At 59.2% G+C, this 15,778-nt stretch carries 13 protein-coding genes and 3 pseudogenes; 13 read left to right on the top strand and 3 right to left on the bottom strand.

Annotated elements, in window-relative coordinates; all coding sequences use genetic code 11:
• Nucleotides 1-80: 80 nt before the first annotated feature.
• A complete protein-coding gene (locus AC244Q_RS26680) occupies nucleotides 81-293 on the bottom strand; it encodes a hypothetical protein (RefSeq protein ID WP_245460709.1) in 213 nt (70 codons plus the stop codon).
• Between the two features lie 208 nt (nucleotides 294-501).
• Here AC244Q_RS26680 and AC244Q_RS26675 point away from each other — a divergent pair.
• The 6 genes and pseudogenes from AC244Q_RS26675 to AC244Q_RS26650 form a co-directional block, all read left to right on the top strand.
• Nucleotides 502-1,447, top strand: a pseudogene (locus AC244Q_RS26675) (metallophosphoesterase); the annotation flags it as partial.
• A gap of 440 nt (nucleotides 1,448-1,887) precedes the next feature.
• Entirely contained in the window at nucleotides 1,888-2,859 is a 972-nt protein-coding gene (locus tag AC244Q_RS26670) for an alpha/beta fold hydrolase (protein ID WP_128408106.1), read from the top strand.
• A gap of 66 nt (nucleotides 2,860-2,925) precedes the next feature.
• Nucleotides 2,926-3,666 (top strand): alpha/beta hydrolase, encoded by a 741-nt coding sequence (locus tag AC244Q_RS26665; RefSeq protein WP_128408107.1) that lies wholly within the window; start codon nucleotides 2,926-2,928, stop codon nucleotides 3,664-3,666.
• Nucleotides 3,663-4,591, top strand: a pseudogene (locus AC244Q_RS26660) (alpha/beta fold hydrolase). The gene AC244Q_RS26665 and the pseudogene AC244Q_RS26660 overlap by 4 nt, the downstream one beginning before the upstream one ends.
• Entirely contained in the window at nucleotides 4,531-5,208 is a 678-nt protein-coding gene (locus tag AC244Q_RS26655) for an isochorismatase family protein (RefSeq protein ID WP_128408108.1), read from the top strand. The pseudogene AC244Q_RS26660 and the gene AC244Q_RS26655 overlap by 61 nt, the downstream one beginning before the upstream one ends.
• A gap of 44 nt (nucleotides 5,209-5,252) precedes the next feature.
• Entirely contained in the window at nucleotides 5,253-5,882 is a 630-nt protein-coding gene (locus AC244Q_RS26650) for a pyridoxamine 5'-phosphate oxidase family protein (protein ID WP_128408109.1), read from the top strand.
• A gap of 10 nt (nucleotides 5,883-5,892) precedes the next feature.
• Here the strand turns inward: AC244Q_RS26650 and AC244Q_RS26645 are convergent, their stop codons facing one another.
• Complete coding sequence (locus tag AC244Q_RS26645; protein ID WP_128408110.1) at nucleotides 5,893-8,631, bottom strand: ATP-binding protein; 2,739 nt, start codon at nucleotides 8,629-8,631, stop codon at nucleotides 5,893-5,895.
• Between the two features lie 247 nt (nucleotides 8,632-8,878).
• Between AC244Q_RS26645 and AC244Q_RS26640 the strand changes: the two genes are divergently transcribed.
• From AC244Q_RS26640 to AC244Q_RS26610, 7 genes and pseudogenes are all read left to right on the top strand, one after another.
• Nucleotides 8,879-9,685 carry a GNAT family N-acetyltransferase gene (locus AC244Q_RS26640; RefSeq protein WP_128408111.1) on the top strand — a complete coding sequence of 269 codons (807 nt, stop codon included), beginning with the start codon at nucleotides 8,879-8,881 and terminating at the stop codon, nucleotides 9,683-9,685.
• Nucleotides 9,686-10,263: 578 nt separating this feature from the next.
• Complete coding sequence (locus AC244Q_RS26635) at nucleotides 10,264-10,686, top strand: GlcG/HbpS family heme-binding protein (protein WP_128408118.1); 423 nt, start codon at nucleotides 10,264-10,266, stop codon at nucleotides 10,684-10,686.
• 23 nt (nucleotides 10,687-10,709) lie between these two features.
• Nucleotides 10,710-11,765: an NAD(P)-dependent alcohol dehydrogenase gene (locus AC244Q_RS26630; RefSeq protein WP_128408112.1), complete on the top strand. Its 1,056-nt coding sequence runs from the start codon at nucleotides 10,710-10,712 to the stop codon at nucleotides 11,763-11,765.
• Between the two features lie 56 nt (nucleotides 11,766-11,821).
• Nucleotides 11,822-12,241 carry a GFA family protein gene (locus AC244Q_RS26625; RefSeq protein ID WP_128408113.1) on the top strand — a complete coding sequence of 140 codons (420 nt, stop codon included), beginning with the start codon at nucleotides 11,822-11,824 and terminating at the stop codon, nucleotides 12,239-12,241.
• 88 nt (nucleotides 12,242-12,329) lie between these two features.
• Nucleotides 12,330-13,130: a type 1 glutamine amidotransferase domain-containing protein gene (locus tag AC244Q_RS26620; protein ID WP_128408114.1), complete on the top strand. Its 801-nt coding sequence runs from the start codon at nucleotides 12,330-12,332 to the stop codon at nucleotides 13,128-13,130.
• Nucleotides 13,131-13,195: 65 nt separating this feature from the next.
• Complete coding sequence (locus tag AC244Q_RS26615) at nucleotides 13,196-13,495, top strand: putative quinol monooxygenase (protein WP_128408115.1); 300 nt, start codon at nucleotides 13,196-13,198, stop codon at nucleotides 13,493-13,495.
• A 112-nt stretch (nucleotides 13,496-13,607) separates the two neighbouring features.
• Nucleotides 13,608-14,069, top strand: a pseudogene (locus AC244Q_RS26610) (aldehyde dehydrogenase family protein); the annotation flags it as partial.
• Nucleotides 14,070-14,097: 28 nt separating this feature from the next.
• On the opposite strand, the gene tnpC reads toward AC244Q_RS26610, so the two are convergent.
• A protein-coding gene (gene tnpC / locus AC244Q_RS26605) for an IS66 family transposase (RefSeq protein ID WP_245460741.1) occupies nucleotides 14,098-15,754 on the bottom strand; the annotation gives its coding sequence in 2 pieces (ribosomal slippage) (nucleotides 14,098-14,826 and nucleotides 14,828-15,754; 1,656 coding nt in all).
• Nucleotides 15,755-15,778 lie beyond the last annotated feature (24 nt).

The raw sequence follows: 15,778 nt of genomic DNA, 5'->3' as shown, positions 1-15,778 counted from the left end.
GAGAGTGTTTGGTGCCAGAATGACCGGTTTTGGAGTAAGGTGAACTGCGTCACATGAGTGCTGGCGGTGCAGCGCGGTCATCATTGCTCATGGCGCACCAGAACGGTTTTGAATCCGATTAGAAAGCGGTGCTCGTCGCGAGCTTGCATCTGCTCCAACGTTTCGATGGCTGGAAAGCCGATCCCCTTGGATAAATGTAGAACTAAGTGTTGTCCCAGCGAAAGCCCTACATGTGCACCGAAGCTTATGGGCTTATCGTTCACCAGAACCAGATCAAACAGTTTCATCTCCATGGAGACGGCCGTAAGTGCGGTGTCATTCCAGAGGTCGCTGGACCGAAAGTCAGGCAGCTCGAAGCCAAAATTCCTCAAAATTGAATGTATTGCTGACAGTTTGCGCCACCTTCAACGCCGCGAACACCACGAGCGCCGGGAAAATGCGCTCCGTTATATCGTACCCCCCAAAACTGGGGAGGGATTTCGATTGGGGATTGGTTGAGGTTTGGTCATTGCTTTCGATGTCCTCTTCGGCGCGATCGTGTTGCTAGCGGTGTTTCAGATCGCGCTGGATGCGGTCTCACTCGTGATCATCCCATTCAAAGGGGGCTTCCCCTCTGCGCCGGCAGGTTTGAGATATGCCATCGGCTTTTTGGCCATTGGCCTTTCAGCGTACGGTGTCAACCAGGCAATCAGAGTGCCATCGCTAAACGACATAGAAATTGCCATCGCTGGATTGTCTCCCGAATTTGATGGCTATCGGCTGATTCAGCTGACCGACCTTCACATCAGCCGTCTGTTCTCAGCCGCATGGACTAAAGAGGTCGTAGCGAGGACCAATGCGCTCGATGCGGACCTGATCGTCATCACCGGGGACTTCATCGACGGTGACGTGGCTCACCCGCAAAGACGATGTCGCACCGCTTTGGGGATTGAGGGCACGTGACGGCGTCTACGCAATTCCGGGGAACCACGAATATTTCTTCGATTACCAAGAATGGATGCGCCACCTCGAGATGTTGGGCATGCGGATGCTGTCTAACAGCCACGTAGTCCTCAGGAGAGGCAATGCCGAGATCGTACTGGCGGGTGTGACCGACGTGTCCGCCCGCGGACACAGCGCTCCACCGCCGGACCTCGCGGCGGCAATCAAGGGAGCTCCTGCGAACACCCCCATCCTATTGCTCGATCACCAGCCAATGATGGCCGAAAAAGCGGCGGCCGCCTCTGGTGTGGCGATTCAGCTGTCGGGGCATACACATGGTGGCATGGTTCTCGGCCTCGACCGCTTGATCGCGCGCGCCAATGGGGGCTTTGTTTCGGGTCGATACCAAATCGGAGCCATGACGTTGTACGTAAACAACGGAACAGCCCTGTGGCCCGGATTCGCATTAAGGCTCGGCGCTCCATCGGAACTAACCAGAATCACCCTCCGGGCGATAACCAAGTGATTAGCAAGCATACCTGTCTGTAACATCGTTTGTACGGAAAACGACCCGGACCGTGTGGAAACTCAAAACCAAACTCGCTGCATAGAATGCAATTTCATAGAATTCTGACTTTCAATGGTCTGGCCGCCTTGATGGGAATCGAACCCGGAACCAGCGAACCCAAAAACCTATCATATTGATATCCCGACCAGAACGAACTTTTTAGCCGCATCATGTGCGGTCACTAAAAGAGTAGAGCAAGCGGCGCAGAGCTTTCAATGACTCTGCTTTATGGATCGGCTCTCGTCTGGATGGGACAATTTATACTGCTCATTGCGTCGTTGACCACGACCTGCTGTTCAACTTTTTACCCTTATTTATCCCAGTGCCAAAGACCGCCGATGATAGTCCTTTTCTCCAGAGGCGCAGATGTTCTGCACCCGTTCAAAGAGGAAAAGGTCATGAAAAAAGTTCTCCTTACCACTGTCGCACTTCTTATTGCCATCTCTCCCGTTGCGGCCGAAGCCCGCTGCGCGCCGAACAACGCAGTCATTGCCGCGAAGGCTGTTCCCGTCATTCAGTACAAAAACACGATGATCGACGGCGTGAACGTCTTCTATCGCGAAGCCGGCCCAAAGGACGCGCCGGTCCTCCTGCTCCTGCACGGATTTCCGACCTCGTCACACATGTTCCGCAACCTCATCCCTCTGCTCGCGGACCGCTACCGCGTGATTGCGCCTGACTATCCCGGTTACGGCCAGAGTGACGCACCTGATCATTCCAAGTTCTCCTACACATTCGCGAACCTGACCAACATCGTCGACAAGCTGACCGAAAAGGTCGGAGCCGATCGCTACAGCATGTACGTCATGGATTACGGCGCGCCGATCGGATACCGTCTGGCGCTCAAACATCCCGAGCGGGTTGAATCGCTGATCGTGCAGAACGGCAACGCCTATACCGAAGGCCTCGCCGCATTCTGGGATCCGATCAAGGCCTATTGGGCCGAAAAGACGCCGGAACGCCGGGAGGCACTCTCCGGCCTGGTTACGCTCGAGACCACAAAGTTCCAATATACCGACGGTATGGGCGATGTCGCGCATATCAGCCCCGACAACTGGGTCGTTGATCAGGCCTTGCTTGATCGCCCCGGTAACAAGGATATCCAGCTGGATCTCCTGGGTGACTACGGTAGCAATGTGCCGCTTTACCCGCAGTTCCAGGCCTTCTTCCGCGATCGCCAGCCGCCGACGCTGATCGTGTGGGGCAAGAACGACAAGATCTTCCCCGAGTCCGGCGCGCACCCCTATCTCCGCGATCTCCCGAAGGCCGAGGTACACATTCTGGACAGTGGTCATTTCGCCCTTGAGGACAAGCTCGACGTGATGGCGCCGCTGATCCGTGACTTCCTCGATCGCAAGGTTTGTAATTAATTCAGAACTCATCCACTCCGCGGGGCTAACCGCCCCGCGTCCACCCTCCCCCCAAAGGAAAAGATCATGACCAATCCCATCTCGGGCACCCAGGCAGCTGGGGAGCCAGCGCTTTCGATCGTCCTCGTGCACGGCGCTTTTGTCGACGGCTCTGGATGGCGGCAAGTCCATAGCGAACTTGTAAATCGCGGGTTCGAAGTGCTTGTCGCCCAACACCCGACGACCTCACTTGATGGTGACGTTGACACCATCGAGCGTCTTATAGCATCAGCTCGCCATCCGGTGCTGCTGGTGGGCCACAGCTATGGCGGAGCGATCATCACGGAAGCCGGCGCCAATCCCAAGGTCAAGTCGCTGGCCTACATCGCGGCTTTCGTGCCGGATGTCGGCGAATCCGTCGCAGCGCTAAATGAAGCGCCGGAGGAGCCCGGCGAAGTGAAGGCGCCGTTGTTGCCTCCGCAGGACGGCTATCTCATTGTGGACGCGGCCCGTTTTTCGGAAGCGTTTGCTGCCGATGTCGACCCCGCCACCACGCGATTCATGGCTGCTGCACAGCTACCCTGGGGCCTGTCGGCGGTCATTGCCCCCCTCACGCATGCCGCATGGAAGACCAAACCCAGCTTCTATCTTGTCGCATCTGCCGACAGGATGGTACCTCCGAGTGCGCAGCGCCGGATGGCCCGGCGCGCGGCAGCAGCGATCACCGAAATCGATAGCAGTCACGCCGTGATGATGTCGCACCCGCAGGACGTCGCAGGGTTCATCGCAGCAGCAGCCGTGAGCACTATTCAGGGAGCCGGACGATGACCCGGCCCGTCACCTACCACCGAACGACAAGCGTTGACGGAGTGAACATTTTCTACCGCGAGGCGGGAGAGCGCGGGGCTCCTGTCGTGGTGTTGCTGCACGGCTTCCCAAGCTCGTCGCATATGTACCGCAACCTCATTCCAGCGCTCGCCGACCGCTATCATGTGATCGCGCCTGACCTTCCAGGCTTCGGTCTGTCGGAGATGCCTTCATCGAGCGATTTCGAATATGGCTTTGCCGCCTTCTCGAACGTCATCGCCAACCTATTCGAACAGCTGGATGCCGAACGCTACGCTCTCTACGTCATGGATTATGGCGCGCCGACCGGGTTCCGCTTAGCGCTCGCGCACCCCGACCGTGTGACTGCCCTAATCATTCAGAATGGCAACGCCTATGAAGATGGCATGGGGGACTTCTGGCGCCGACCCGCGCTTACTGGGCAGACAATGCCCCGGCGAACCGCGACGCGATGCGGCCATTTCTGTCGCTCGACGGCACCCGCTTCCAGTATCTCGCTGGATCAAAGGACGAGGCGCGGATCGACCCCGCGGTGTGGCTGTACGATCAGCACTTTCTCGACCGTCCGGGCAGCGTCGAAATCCAGCTGGACATCATCTACGACTACCAGACCAACGTCGCGCTCTATCCAGCTTTTCAGGCTTATCTGCGCGAACATCGACCTCCGACGCCCATCTTCCTGCCCGACGGCGCGCGCGCGTACCTCCGCGACGTTCCCGACGCCGAACTTCATTTTTTCGACACCGGACATTTCGCCCTCGAAGACAAGGCCGACGAGATGATCCCCGTAATGCGCGAGTGCCCGAAACCTAACTCGGTAACTGAAACTCAAAGAAGGACACGACCATGTACAACAGCAAATCCAAGCCAAGTGTGCTCCCGACCGGTGGCGGCGCAGCTCTCATAGATCCCTCCGACGCCCTAATCCTGCTGCTCGATCACCAGTCGGGATTGTTTCAAACAGTCAAGGACATACCGGTCGCCGATCTGCGCCGGAATGTGGAGATGATCGCCAGGCTCGCGACACTCCTGAACATACCGGTGATAACGACCGCCTCGGAACCTGCTGGCACCAATGGTCCGCTTATGCCCGAAATCCACGAACTGGCTCCACATGCGGTCTATGTGCCTCGCAAAGGCGAAGTGAACGCATGGGACAATGACGATTTCGTCGCAACGGTTCGCGCGACCGGCCGCAATACCCTCATCATGGCAGGCGTCTGGACGAGTGTCTGCGTGATGTTTCCGGCGCTCGACGCCCGCGCCGCCGGCTACGACGTCTATGCTGTTCTCGATGCATCGGGAGATCCAAGCGAAATGGCATCCCGCATTTCGCTCGCCCGCTTCGTGCAGGGCGGCGTTAAGCCGACCTCGACCAATGCGTTGCTGTCCGAGCTTCACCGGACCTGGGCACGGCCCGAGGCTGCCGAACTCGGCAAGCTCTATGGACTCGTCGCTCCCAACTATGCTGCTGTGGCCGAAAGTTATGCCCGCGCGCAACAGGCCGCGCGAGAGGCGATATAGCCTGGCATTCCCTGCGAACCGACAATACAATGAGGAGACACGATGTGACCTATGGCTTTATGGATATCGCGATCACTCCGTCAGTTCGCAGGGCGCAAGCGGAAATGGGAGCGGATCGTCTGTGGTCGGACTTCAAGGGGCACCGCGAATTCGACCAGTTCTCGGTAAGAGAAACCGCGTTTATCGCACAGCGCGACAGTTTCTACATAGCCTCGGTTTCAGAGACAGGCTGGCCCTATGTCCAGCATCGCGGCGGACCTTCAGGCTTTCTCAAAGTGCTCGATAATCGCACGCTTGCCTTCGTCGATTACCGCGGCAATCGCCAGTATATCAGCACCGGCAATCTGGCTGAGAACGACCGGGCCTGCCTGTTTCTGATGGACTATCCCGCACGCACTCGTCTGAAGATCTATGCCCGCGCCGAGAGGCTGGCACTCGACGCAGATCCAGTGCTCACGGCGAACATTACCGATGGTGATTATGGGGCCAAGGCCGAACGCATTTTCAAGCTCAAGCTCGAGGCGTTCGATTGGAACTGTCCGCAGCACATCGAGCCACGCTACACCGAAGCCGAATTTCTTTCAGCCTCACAGCACCTGATCGACAAGATTGCTCAGCTGGAGCGAGAAAATGCGTCGCTGCGGGAGCGCATCGACACGCGAAGAAAAGATTGAAGTGCCAAGGTCAGCGCACATCCACCGCAGCCATGGCAAGCTGGGTCCGTTTGATCGCGGCGCCAGCCCCCATGGCGAGGGCGCTATCCAAAGACTTCTGGAAATAGCGCATCGCTTTTTTTGGACGGGCGTTCCCGGCTTCAATCATTCCCGCAACGCGCCAGAGATCAGGATGCCACCAGCGTTCCTCACGAATCCCGATTTCGCTAAGCACGGCGCGCAGGCTGTTTTCTGCAAGTTGCATCTCACCCGCAGCAATATAGGCCTCCGCCAATAGGCTGCGGTAGAAAGGAACGCGAGCACGCCAGCTTCCCCGAAGCAATCCAGCGATGCTGTCCTGCATCAAGGTGAAACCTGCTCTTTCACCTCGAGCCGACTGGATAGCACCGGCGAAAAACGTTGCTGTCCCCTCATAAATGCCGACGCTTTCACGGCGGCTGACGTCAGCCAACTGCCGCTGAAGCTGCGAAGCGGTTTCGAGATTGCCGTCCACGAATGCGATCGGAAGGCCCGCCAGCGAGATCGCATTGCCGAGGGATATCATGTGATCGAGGTCGACGGCACGATCGATGGCACGACTGGCCAGAACGGCGGCACGATCAGAGTCACCCTGTAACCAGCACAGAAATGCCTGAGACAAGCGTATGCCAGCCGGCAAGTCGACTTGGAATCGCGAGAGTCCATGGCCTTCTTCCAAGTGACCCCAATCGTTCATCAGTGCCTCCAGATGGGCCGATGCCGAATTGAGCTCACCTGCGTAGATTTCGATATGCGCCAACAGCCGCTTCCCGTCGGGCGCTGTCGTCCAGTCCAAACCCTTTGATGCCGCAAAATCGTTCATGCTGCGTAACGCCGTGCGCGGCCGGCCGGAATAAGCAAGAAAGACGGCCTGTCCGCACACCGAGCGCACTTGAAACCCGGCGTCGCCCGACCCGTTCGCATGAAAGATGCTTTCGCGCCAAGCGTCCTCGGTTTGCGGGTGCATGTGGCGTGCCAGCGTCATAGCCCAAGCCCGCGCCGTGGAGAGCTTTGCTCGTCCCAGAGGCGCGAGCCCTACCAGTGCCGCACTGTTTGAGCTTGCAAGATCGATGGCCTCCAGCATTTCCCTGAACGCCGAAAGCTCTTGCCACAGGGGCAATGCGGCGACCACCAGTTCGACACCCAACGCAGCGTCCCCTGCAGGGTCGAACGCCCAGGCGATCGCGGCACGGACATCGTCGATCTGCCTCCTATATTTCCCCAACCATTCGCGAGACGTCTGTGAGGACCATTCCCGTTCGGCGATCTGCAGCTTGTCCCTTATCCGGATGGCAAATTGTCGCCTGGCTTCCTCTCTGTAGCGTGAACCAAAGAGACGCCGTGCAGCATAGGTGCCGGTGCTCTCGGCCATCCTGTAATGCACAGTCCCGCCGTCGTATTGCGCGGAGAGCAGTGACTTTGCCACCAGCTGCGAAAGGGCATCACGTCCTGCCATCGGCACGAGGGCACCAGCGGAATACATGGCTTCTGCGTCGTCGGCGTTGAAACGCCCCGAAAACACCGAAAGCAAGGCGAGCAAGATAGCCTCGCGGTCGGGAAGAAGCCGATAGCTCCAGTCCAGCGTAGCCTCCAGCGACTGGTGGCGCAAAGGCGCATCCCTTGCTCCACGACCCATCGCGTCAAAACCATTCTTGAACAGGCCTTCAAGCGCTGAGGGAGCAAGTACACTGGCCGTGCCGGCGGCCAATTCGATAGCGAGTGCCAAGCCGTCCAGCCGTGCGCAGATTGAGACGACACTGCGAACGTATTCGTCCGTGGGTTCCGAAACGCCAGCGCCGTGGGCCGTTGAGATGAAGAGCTGGATCGCAGGAAACTGAAGCGCGTCGGTCGTGGAGAGCTCAGCCGTCTGGTCCGGATAAGCGAGCCCGGAGAGAAAATGGATTTGCTCGTGTCTCGTCCGAAGCGGCTCGCGGCTGGTCACGAGGATACGGGCGCCCGGCACCGCTGCTGAGATCCGCTCGACCGTCGTCGCTGCCATTGCAATGACGTGCTCGCAATTGTCGATGATGAGAAGCAGTTTGTTGCTTCGAAGGAGGTCAATCACACCCGCGATCGGATCGTCCAATCCGAGGGAGATGCCGAGAGCGGAAGCTATTGCGGGCACCACAAATCGGGGATCGGTGACCGTAGAGAGATCGACAAAGGCAATGGCTTTGCCTTCGTTGCAGCAATGCTGAGCAACGGTGACCGCAAGTGACGTTTTCCCGGCTCCGCCTGGCCCGACGATGGTGACATAACCCGGGTGATGAAGCTGTTCGGAGATTTGCCGGATCGCGTCATCGCGGCCGAGGAGCTGCCGCACTTCCGGTGGGGCGGTATGATGACTCGTGATTGAAGCAACTTGCCGTGCTACCGCTGGGCGGTCGTTCTCCACCGCGGCGACGAACTTGTAGCCGCGGCCAGCGATCGTTGCGATGTATTCCGCGGTGGGATCGAGTTCGGCCAGCGAGCGTCGAAGGTTGCCCACATTGACCTTCAAGTTATGGTCGTGGACGATATAGTCCGGCCATACGTGCGAGAACAGATCGGCTTTACTCACAACCTCGCCAGCCCGCGCCACGAGCAGGGTCAGTATATCGAACCCTCGCCCACCCAGCGCGACGGACTGCCCCTTGTACAGGAGGGCTTGGGCTTCAGGTAACAGACGGAAGTCGCCGAACTGGTAGGCCTTTTGCTTCGACAAGGCCTGGGAACCGCCATCGTGTGACACTTTGCTCTCACAAACCACAAAAGCTCGACGTTACACTGCCTTAGCCAATTTTCAAGACGTTAAGAGAGATGGTTGCATGCACCACATGCTGCCCGGAGATGATGGATACCACGTCACTTCTCAGATCCTTGAGGGTGCGTTGGGAAATCGTCAAATGTGCAGGAAGTTGGCGCTGTGATTATTCTGTTTTTATTCCAAGAACTCATTTATCCGCTTTCGGCGAAGTTTCTGCCTCAGGAGCACTCCATTGGATTCTTGTTCTTCCGATTACCCCTGCCCTACAAAAGAAGACGCCATTGAGGCCAAAGCTTTCATTGATCTGCATAACGCCGCCCGCGACCAATTGGCGGACGAAGAACGATTCGAATGCATTTCCATGAATGGTGGATGCACGATCTCTCTTCCGAGCGCGCCTGCGATCGGCCTTAATCGCATCCTCGGCCTCACTGATAGTGAAGACCTAGACGAAGCCTACAGCTGGATGAGACAGAGGCTGGGGAAACGGTTTTTGCAGGTCAACACGGACGCTGCATCCGACGAGGTGAGACGTTGGATCCAGTCGAAAGGGTTGATTACCTATGGTCCTGGTTGGGCGAAGCTGAGACGAACCACGGACGCGGTCTCTCTTCCATCGGCAGCCGCTGTGAAAACACGAAAAGTCCGGCCCGATGAAGCCCAGGTATTCGGCGCCATGATGTGTGCCGGTTTTGGCTTTCCGGAAAGCCTAACTGTCCTATGGGCAGCAATCGTTGGACGAGACGGATGGTCGTGTTTCTACGCGCTAGACGGAGACACGCCTGTGGGAACGGGGGCGATGTTTGCTTCAGGATCTTTCGCCTGGCTCGGCGGGGGAACGACCGTGCCGAGCTTTCGAAACCGCGGTGCGCAGAAAGCTTTGATTCAAGCTCGCCTGCAAGAAGGCGCGAAACGTGGCGTTTCGACTTTCGTGGTCGAGACAGAGGTGCCATCGGCCGAAAAGGCTAACATCTCGAACGCCAATTTAGCGAAATTGGGTTTCGTGCATATCTATAACCGCAGCAACTTCATTTTATGAGGGACTTGCTGTTAAGAGAGAGCCAAGTTCTTGCACCGGCTATATAATTTGGTTCGGGAGCTTAAACATACTGAAATCATTTTTGAAACAGCAAATAGATCTAACGGCATGGCCTTCACATTTGGCATCATCCGCATGGAACGCAGGATGGGGTCGCTTTCATCCGGAATGAGATGCACCATGTCCGGCGCACCTCACTTCAGATTTTGCATCAGAATGTAATGCCGGGAACGTTCATGAACGTGCCACGGCTGCCCCCGGGCAAACCACATGCAGCGTCGCCGCATCTATAGCCGCCTCGCCCAACCCGCCCACGGCACAGCATTGCCCCGGATCTTCAACGCGATCCGCCGGATGCTCGAGTCGATCGCATATGGACAGTTGACGAACTGGCGTCTGCCTTTGCCATGTCGAGATAACTCTGAGGCCGCGAGATTGCTCGCCAGCTGCGCGAACGCGCGCCGTCCGATGACGGGCAACGAGCTCTTGCTCGCCGTCAATTTTACCTTTTTTTACCTCCCCACAGCCGGCTCCGGTGCTACTCGATAGGCAACGCGATCAACAAGGACGCAATGACGATGCCGCGCTCCTGCAACACCCTGACGCTGTCTGATGCGAAGCGCATGCTCGACGCTGGCGAAGCCAAGGCCGTCAGCATGGACATCGCCTACAATATCGCGATCGTCGATGCCGGGGGTGCGCTCATCGCATTCACCCGCCAGGACGGCGCCCTGATCGGGAGCGTCGATCTCGCGATCGGCAAGGCAGTGACGGCAAGACTCTTCGATAAGCCGACATCCTTTATGGCTGAGCTCGCCCAGCCCGGTGCACCTCTCTTCGGCATCGAGCAGAGCAATGGCGGCAAGGTGGTGATTTTCGGGGGCGGTCTGCCTGTCCGCATCGGCGGCGTCATCGTCGGCGCTGTCGGAGCAAGTGCCGGAACCTTCGAGCAGGATATCGCCGTGGCGGAATCGGCGGTTGCAGCAGTCCTCGAAGGCTGAAGTCTCGAAAAAGGGAGAAGCAAATGAAAGCCGCACGGATACTAGAATATCACAAGCCGCTGATCCTCGAGGATATACCGGTTCCCGATATCCAGGCCGACGAGGTGCTCGTCAAGGTCAAGGCCTGTGGCATGTGCCGATCCGACGTGCTCCTGGTCGACGGGTTCTTCCAGAACTATGGCGATATCCCGCCGCCGATCATTCCAGGCCACGAGATCACCGGCACGATCGAAAAACTTGGAAGTGTCATTCCAAAAACCGCTGGCCTTGAGGAAGGCGACCATGTGGTGGTCGCGCCCGGCTGGGGCGACGGTACTTGCCGGCATTGCATGGTCGGCAATACGCATATCTGCGCCAATGTCCGCTGGCCGGGCTTCGGCACTTACGGTGGTTTTGCGGAATATATCCCGGTCCCTGCGCGCTACGTGATCAAAGTCGCCAAGCACCTGAAATTTGAAGAACTCGCTCCGCTCACCGATGCAGGGCTGACACCTTATCGCGGCATCAAGAAAATTCGGGATGCCGGTGGGCTTGGCCCCGACCGGGTGATCGGCGTGTTCGGCGTCGGCGGGCTTGGCACCTATGCGATCCAATATGCCAAACTACTCGGCGCCGGCGCGACCGTTATCGCCTTTGGCCGCAACCCGGAGAAACTAGCCATTGCAAAGAAATATGGCGCCGACCATACCATCGATATCAAGGGAAAGTCCGCCGACGATATCGGCAAGGAAGTGAAGACGATCACCGGCCAAAACAAGGTCGATGCGATCATCGACTGCGTCGGCGCGCCGGAGATGGTGCAGCTCGGATTTGCGATCCTGGCGATCGGCGGCCACTACGCAGATGTCGGCTTTGTCGGGGATCGCATCGACGTTCCCCTCTTCCCGAGGGTGTCGGGCGAGCAGACATTCCATGGATCCTTCTGGGGCAACAATGCCGATCTCAGCGAAGTCATGGCGCTCGCAGCCGCCGGCAAGATCCACCACACCATCAAGACCATCGGCTTCGAAGAGGTCAACGAATACCTGGACCTTCAGAGAGATAACAAGGTCGTCGGCCGGGCCGTGCTGACGTTCTGATCCCGTGCAGGCGGCAGGATCGGCCATGCATCCGACCGCCATAAAGGTTGCGATAGATGGAATCGACCAGCAAACATATGGCGCGATGCGCCTGCGGCGCAGTACGATTCGGGTTCGACGTGGATCCGGTCCTTGTCGTGCTATGCCACTGTCTCGACTGCAAGAAGGCCTCGGGTGGCGAAGCGCTCTGCCTGCTTGGTGTGCCCGAAGGTGACTTCACGCTGTCGAGCGGCCAGCCGAAGGCGTTCCGCTATACCTCCGCTTCCGAAAATGGCCCGGACCGGAACTTCTGCGCCGGCTGTGGCTCACGATTGTTCACCAGCAATCTGCCGAGCTTTCCAGGCTTGCTCTTCGTCACGCTCGGCAGCCTCGACAGACCCGAGGGTATAAGGCCGGCCATGGAGATATTCACCAGCCGCCGGCTTGACTGGGCCACGCCGCTGGACGTGCCGCAGTTCGACACCATGCCGGGCTGAGCCTCAGCCAGCCCGACATTGCGGCCCACATCACCCAGGTTCTTTGCCGGTCCATAGAATGAAACCGTATCAAACGAGGAGAATTCCAATGTCCAAGGGAAAAGTGCTTGTCGTCGGTTCGAACGCCACCCGCATCGAAATTCAGGGAGGCGGCACCGGGCCGACGGGCCAATATCTCAACGAGACCGTCGTTCCGGCCATGGCTCTCGTCGATGCGGGCTATGAGGTGGTGCTGGCGACGCCCGACGGCACCAAGCCGCATATCGATCCCGTATCCGATGTGGCGCAGCATTTCGATGGCGACGAAGCCGCCCTTCAGCGCGGGCGCGCCTTCTTCAAGGAGAATCCGGGGATGAAAAACGCCCGGACCTTGCGATCGGTGATCGAAGAAGGGCTCGACAACTATGCCGCCGTCTTCGTGCCAGGTGGTCAGGCGCCGGCCGTCGACCTGATGCAGGATGCCGATCTCGGCGAGATCCTGCGCCATTTTCACGCCAGGGGAAAGCCGACCGCATTCCTGTGCCATGGCCCAATAGCCTCGCTTGCCGCTCTACCTCAGGCCAGGGAATATCGAGCTGCCCTGATCTCCGGAGACGAGAAGAAGGCCTCTCAGTTGGGCAAGGACTGGCAATATGCCGGCTACAAGATGACCGTATACTCCGCGAGCGAGGAGACGCCGATCGAGGACAACATCCTCCACGGCAAGCTTTACTTCAACATGCCGGATGCCTTGCACACCGCGGGCGGTAATGTCTCTACCGGAGCGATCGACTTCGCTCCCAATGTTGTCGTGGACCGCGAGCTGATCACTGGCCAAAACCCACGATCGGATCATCCGCTGGGAGCGAAACTGGTCGAGGCGCTCAACCGGGCAAGTGTTTCGGCATGAGCATGCGGCAACGCCTGCAGTCAGGCGTTGCCGCCATCCGACCCTTGTGCATTGGGAGCCTTTCCATGACCCGAACGCCGGCAAAGACGACCGCCATCCTGACTGCCCGCCCCGGCAAGGCGGCCGAACTACAAGCCCTGCTTGTCGGCATGGCGCCGCATTGCCGCGCCGAGCCCGGCAATCTGCGCTGGGATATCTGGCGCGATCCGGCACAAAGCGACCGCTTCGTGCTCGACGAGCTGTACATAGACGCCGCCGCCATAGAAGCGCATCGCAGTACCCCGCACTATCGAGACTATCAGGCCAGGGTCCCTGATCTGGCTGAGCGATTGGCCTGGGTGTTGGAGCCTGTGGACGTCCGCTGACCGGTCACTGAAACAGCGGACGATATCGGCCGCTACGTCAAAAAGAGATGGGAGAAGAGCATGATCGAGGTCGTACAAGCCTTCGACCGCGCGCATATCGCAAATCTGCCGACTGAAAGACGCATTCCTGGAGCGCTTTGCCGCCCGGATCGAGCAGCTGCGGGTCGGCGATCCGACCCTTGCCGAAACCGAGATCGGCCCCTTGATCACGCCCGCGGAAGCCGAGCGCGTCGAGAGCTGGGTCGACGAAGCGGTCGCCGCGGGCGCGCGCCGGATCGGCGGCGGCCGGCTCAGCCAAACCACGCTCAAGCCCGCAGTTCTGGTCGATCCACCCGCTGGCGCGAAGGTCTCGACGCATGAAATCTTCGGGCCGGTCACCTGCGTCTATGGCTATGACGACATCGACGAAGCGATCGCGAGGGCCAATTCGCTCGAAGTCGCCTTCCAGGCAAGCGTCTTCACGCGCGAACTCGATACGGCCTTCCATGCCGCCGAACGGCTCGATGCTTCGGCCGTGATGGTCAACGATCACAGCGCGTTTCGCACCGACTGGATGCCCTTTGCCGGCCGGCGCGCTGTATGCATCCGGTGAGGGCCGCAGGTTAGGCTGCTTGAGCGTTAAGTCCCTGTGGTTGCCAATTCCACGGGAGTAATTGCTCCAGCTTACTGATTGGCGTGTCGGCGATGCGGGACAGGACGTCAGCAAGCCAAGCCTGGGGATCGATGTCGTTGAGCTTGGCACTCATGATCAGCGTCACTATCAAGGCAGCACGATCAGCGCCGCGATCCGATCCGGCGAAGAGCCATGACTTCCTTCCAAGTGCAAAACCCCTGAGCGCGCGCTCGGCGGCATTGTTCGTGAGACAAATCCGGCCGTCGTCGAGGAACGACACGAAGCCGTTCCAGCGCTTCAGCATGTAGTCGATCGGCTCTGCGACCGGAGAACTGCGCGACAGTTTTGCCCGCTCGGTTTGAAGCCAGCGGTGCAGTTCGCCGACAAGCGGCAGACTGTGCTTGCGACGGCGCTCCAGGCGTTCCGCTGCGGCAAGCCCGTTGATCTCACGCTCGATGTCGAACAGCGCATCGATCCGTTTGACGGCTTCCAGCGCCATAGGCGAGATCGGCGCGGCGCGGCTGCCGCGTTTGGCATTCGGGGCGATGTCGGCCAGCACGAAGAACTTGCGCCTCGCGTGCGACCAGCAGAGCGCCTGCGTCAGCGGCCCCGGATCGCGGTCTACCTTGAACAGCGGATTGTAGCCGCCATAGGCATCAGCCTGCAGAATGCCGGTGAAGGTCTTCAAGTGGCGCTCGGGATGCTCTTGTCGTCGATCTCCGCGAAGCATAGTAGAGAGCCGCCGGCGGCGATTGCCCGCCAAACGGCCGGTCGTCTCGGACATAGGTCCAGATGCGACCCGTATCGGTCTTTCCCTTCGCCAGGATCGGCACTGTGGTGTCGTCGCCATGCAGCCGCTCGGCAGCCAGGACATGCGCTTCCATCAACGAATGGAGTGGCTTCAGCGCCGCGGCGCAAGCGCCGACCTGATCTGCCAGCGTCGACAGGCTGAGGTCGATACCCTCTCGGGCATAGCGCTCGCTCTGGCGGTTCAGCGGTTGATGCTGCGCGAACTTCTCAAACAGGATCATCGCCAGAAGGCTGGGCCCGGCAAAGCCCCGCGGCGTCACATGGAAAGGAGCTGGTGGCTGGGTGATCTTCTCGCATTCGCGGCAGGTGAACTTCTCCCGCACCGTTTGGATCACCTTCCACTGACGCGGGATGACCTCCAGGGTCTCGGTGATGTCTTCGCCCAGCTTCGACAGCTTGCCCGAACCGCAACAAGGGCAGCTCGCCGGGGCCGCGATAACGACACGCTCGCGCGGCAGATGTTCAGGGAATGGTTTCCGTGATGGACGCTTGCGCTCGAAAGCCCTGACCGTCGAGGCTTTGGCCGCAACCTCTGCCGCCAGTTCGTCTTCGCCAGCGTCAGCCTCCAGCTCCTCGAGCTGCAGTTCCATCTGTTCGAGGAGTCGCGCCTTGCGTTCTGACCGGCTGCCGTAAAGTTCGCGGCGAACCTTCTCGATCTCCAGCTTCAACCGCGCGATCAGCGCTTCGGAATGCGACACGAGCGCCTTTGCGCTGGCGGCTTGCGCCTTGGCGGTCGCTGCCTCTGCCTCGGCAGCGATACGCCGGGCACGCTCCTCGGCCAGCAGTGCAAGCGCACTGGCAAGGTCGTCCGGAAGCTCATCAGTCGCGTCGCTCATGGCAGGATGGAATCATATTCGAGT

The organism is Rhizobium sp. CB2179 (genome assembly GCF_057653455.1).
Note: the sequence above shows the minus strand (reverse complement) of the source record. Positions and strands in the feature narration are given on the sequence as shown.

Bases quoted from the DNA above. Each gene is read 5' to 3' on its own strand.
- AC244Q_RS26625 (WP_128408113.1), top strand. From the start codon at position 11,822: ATGGAATCGACCAGCAAACATATGGCGCGATGCGCCTGCGGCGCAGTA.
- AC244Q_RS26635 (WP_128408118.1), top strand. From the start codon at position 10,264: ATGCCGCGCTCCTGCAACACCCTGACGCTGTCTGATGCGAAGCGCATG.
- AC244Q_RS26630 (WP_128408112.1), top strand. From the start codon at position 10,710: ATGAAAGCCGCACGGATACTAGAATATCACAAGCCGCTGATCCTCGAG.
- AC244Q_RS26670 (WP_128408106.1), top strand. From the start codon at position 1,888: ATGAAAAAAGTTCTCCTTACCACTGTCGCACTTCTTATTGCCATCTCT.
- AC244Q_RS26680 (WP_245460709.1), bottom strand. From the start codon at position 293: ATGGAGATGAAACTGTTTGATCTGGTTCTGGTGAACGATAAGCCCATA.
- AC244Q_RS26620 (WP_128408114.1), top strand. From the start codon at position 12,330: ATGTCCAAGGGAAAAGTGCTTGTCGTCGGTTCGAACGCCACCCGCATC.
- AC244Q_RS26655 (WP_128408108.1), top strand. From the start codon at position 4,531: ATGTACAACAGCAAATCCAAGCCAAGTGTGCTCCCGACCGGTGGCGGC.
- AC244Q_RS26665 (WP_128408107.1), top strand. From the start codon at position 2,926: ATGACCAATCCCATCTCGGGCACCCAGGCAGCTGGGGAGCCAGCGCTT.
- AC244Q_RS26615 (WP_128408115.1), top strand. From the start codon at position 13,196: ATGACCCGAACGCCGGCAAAGACGACCGCCATCCTGACTGCCCGCCCC.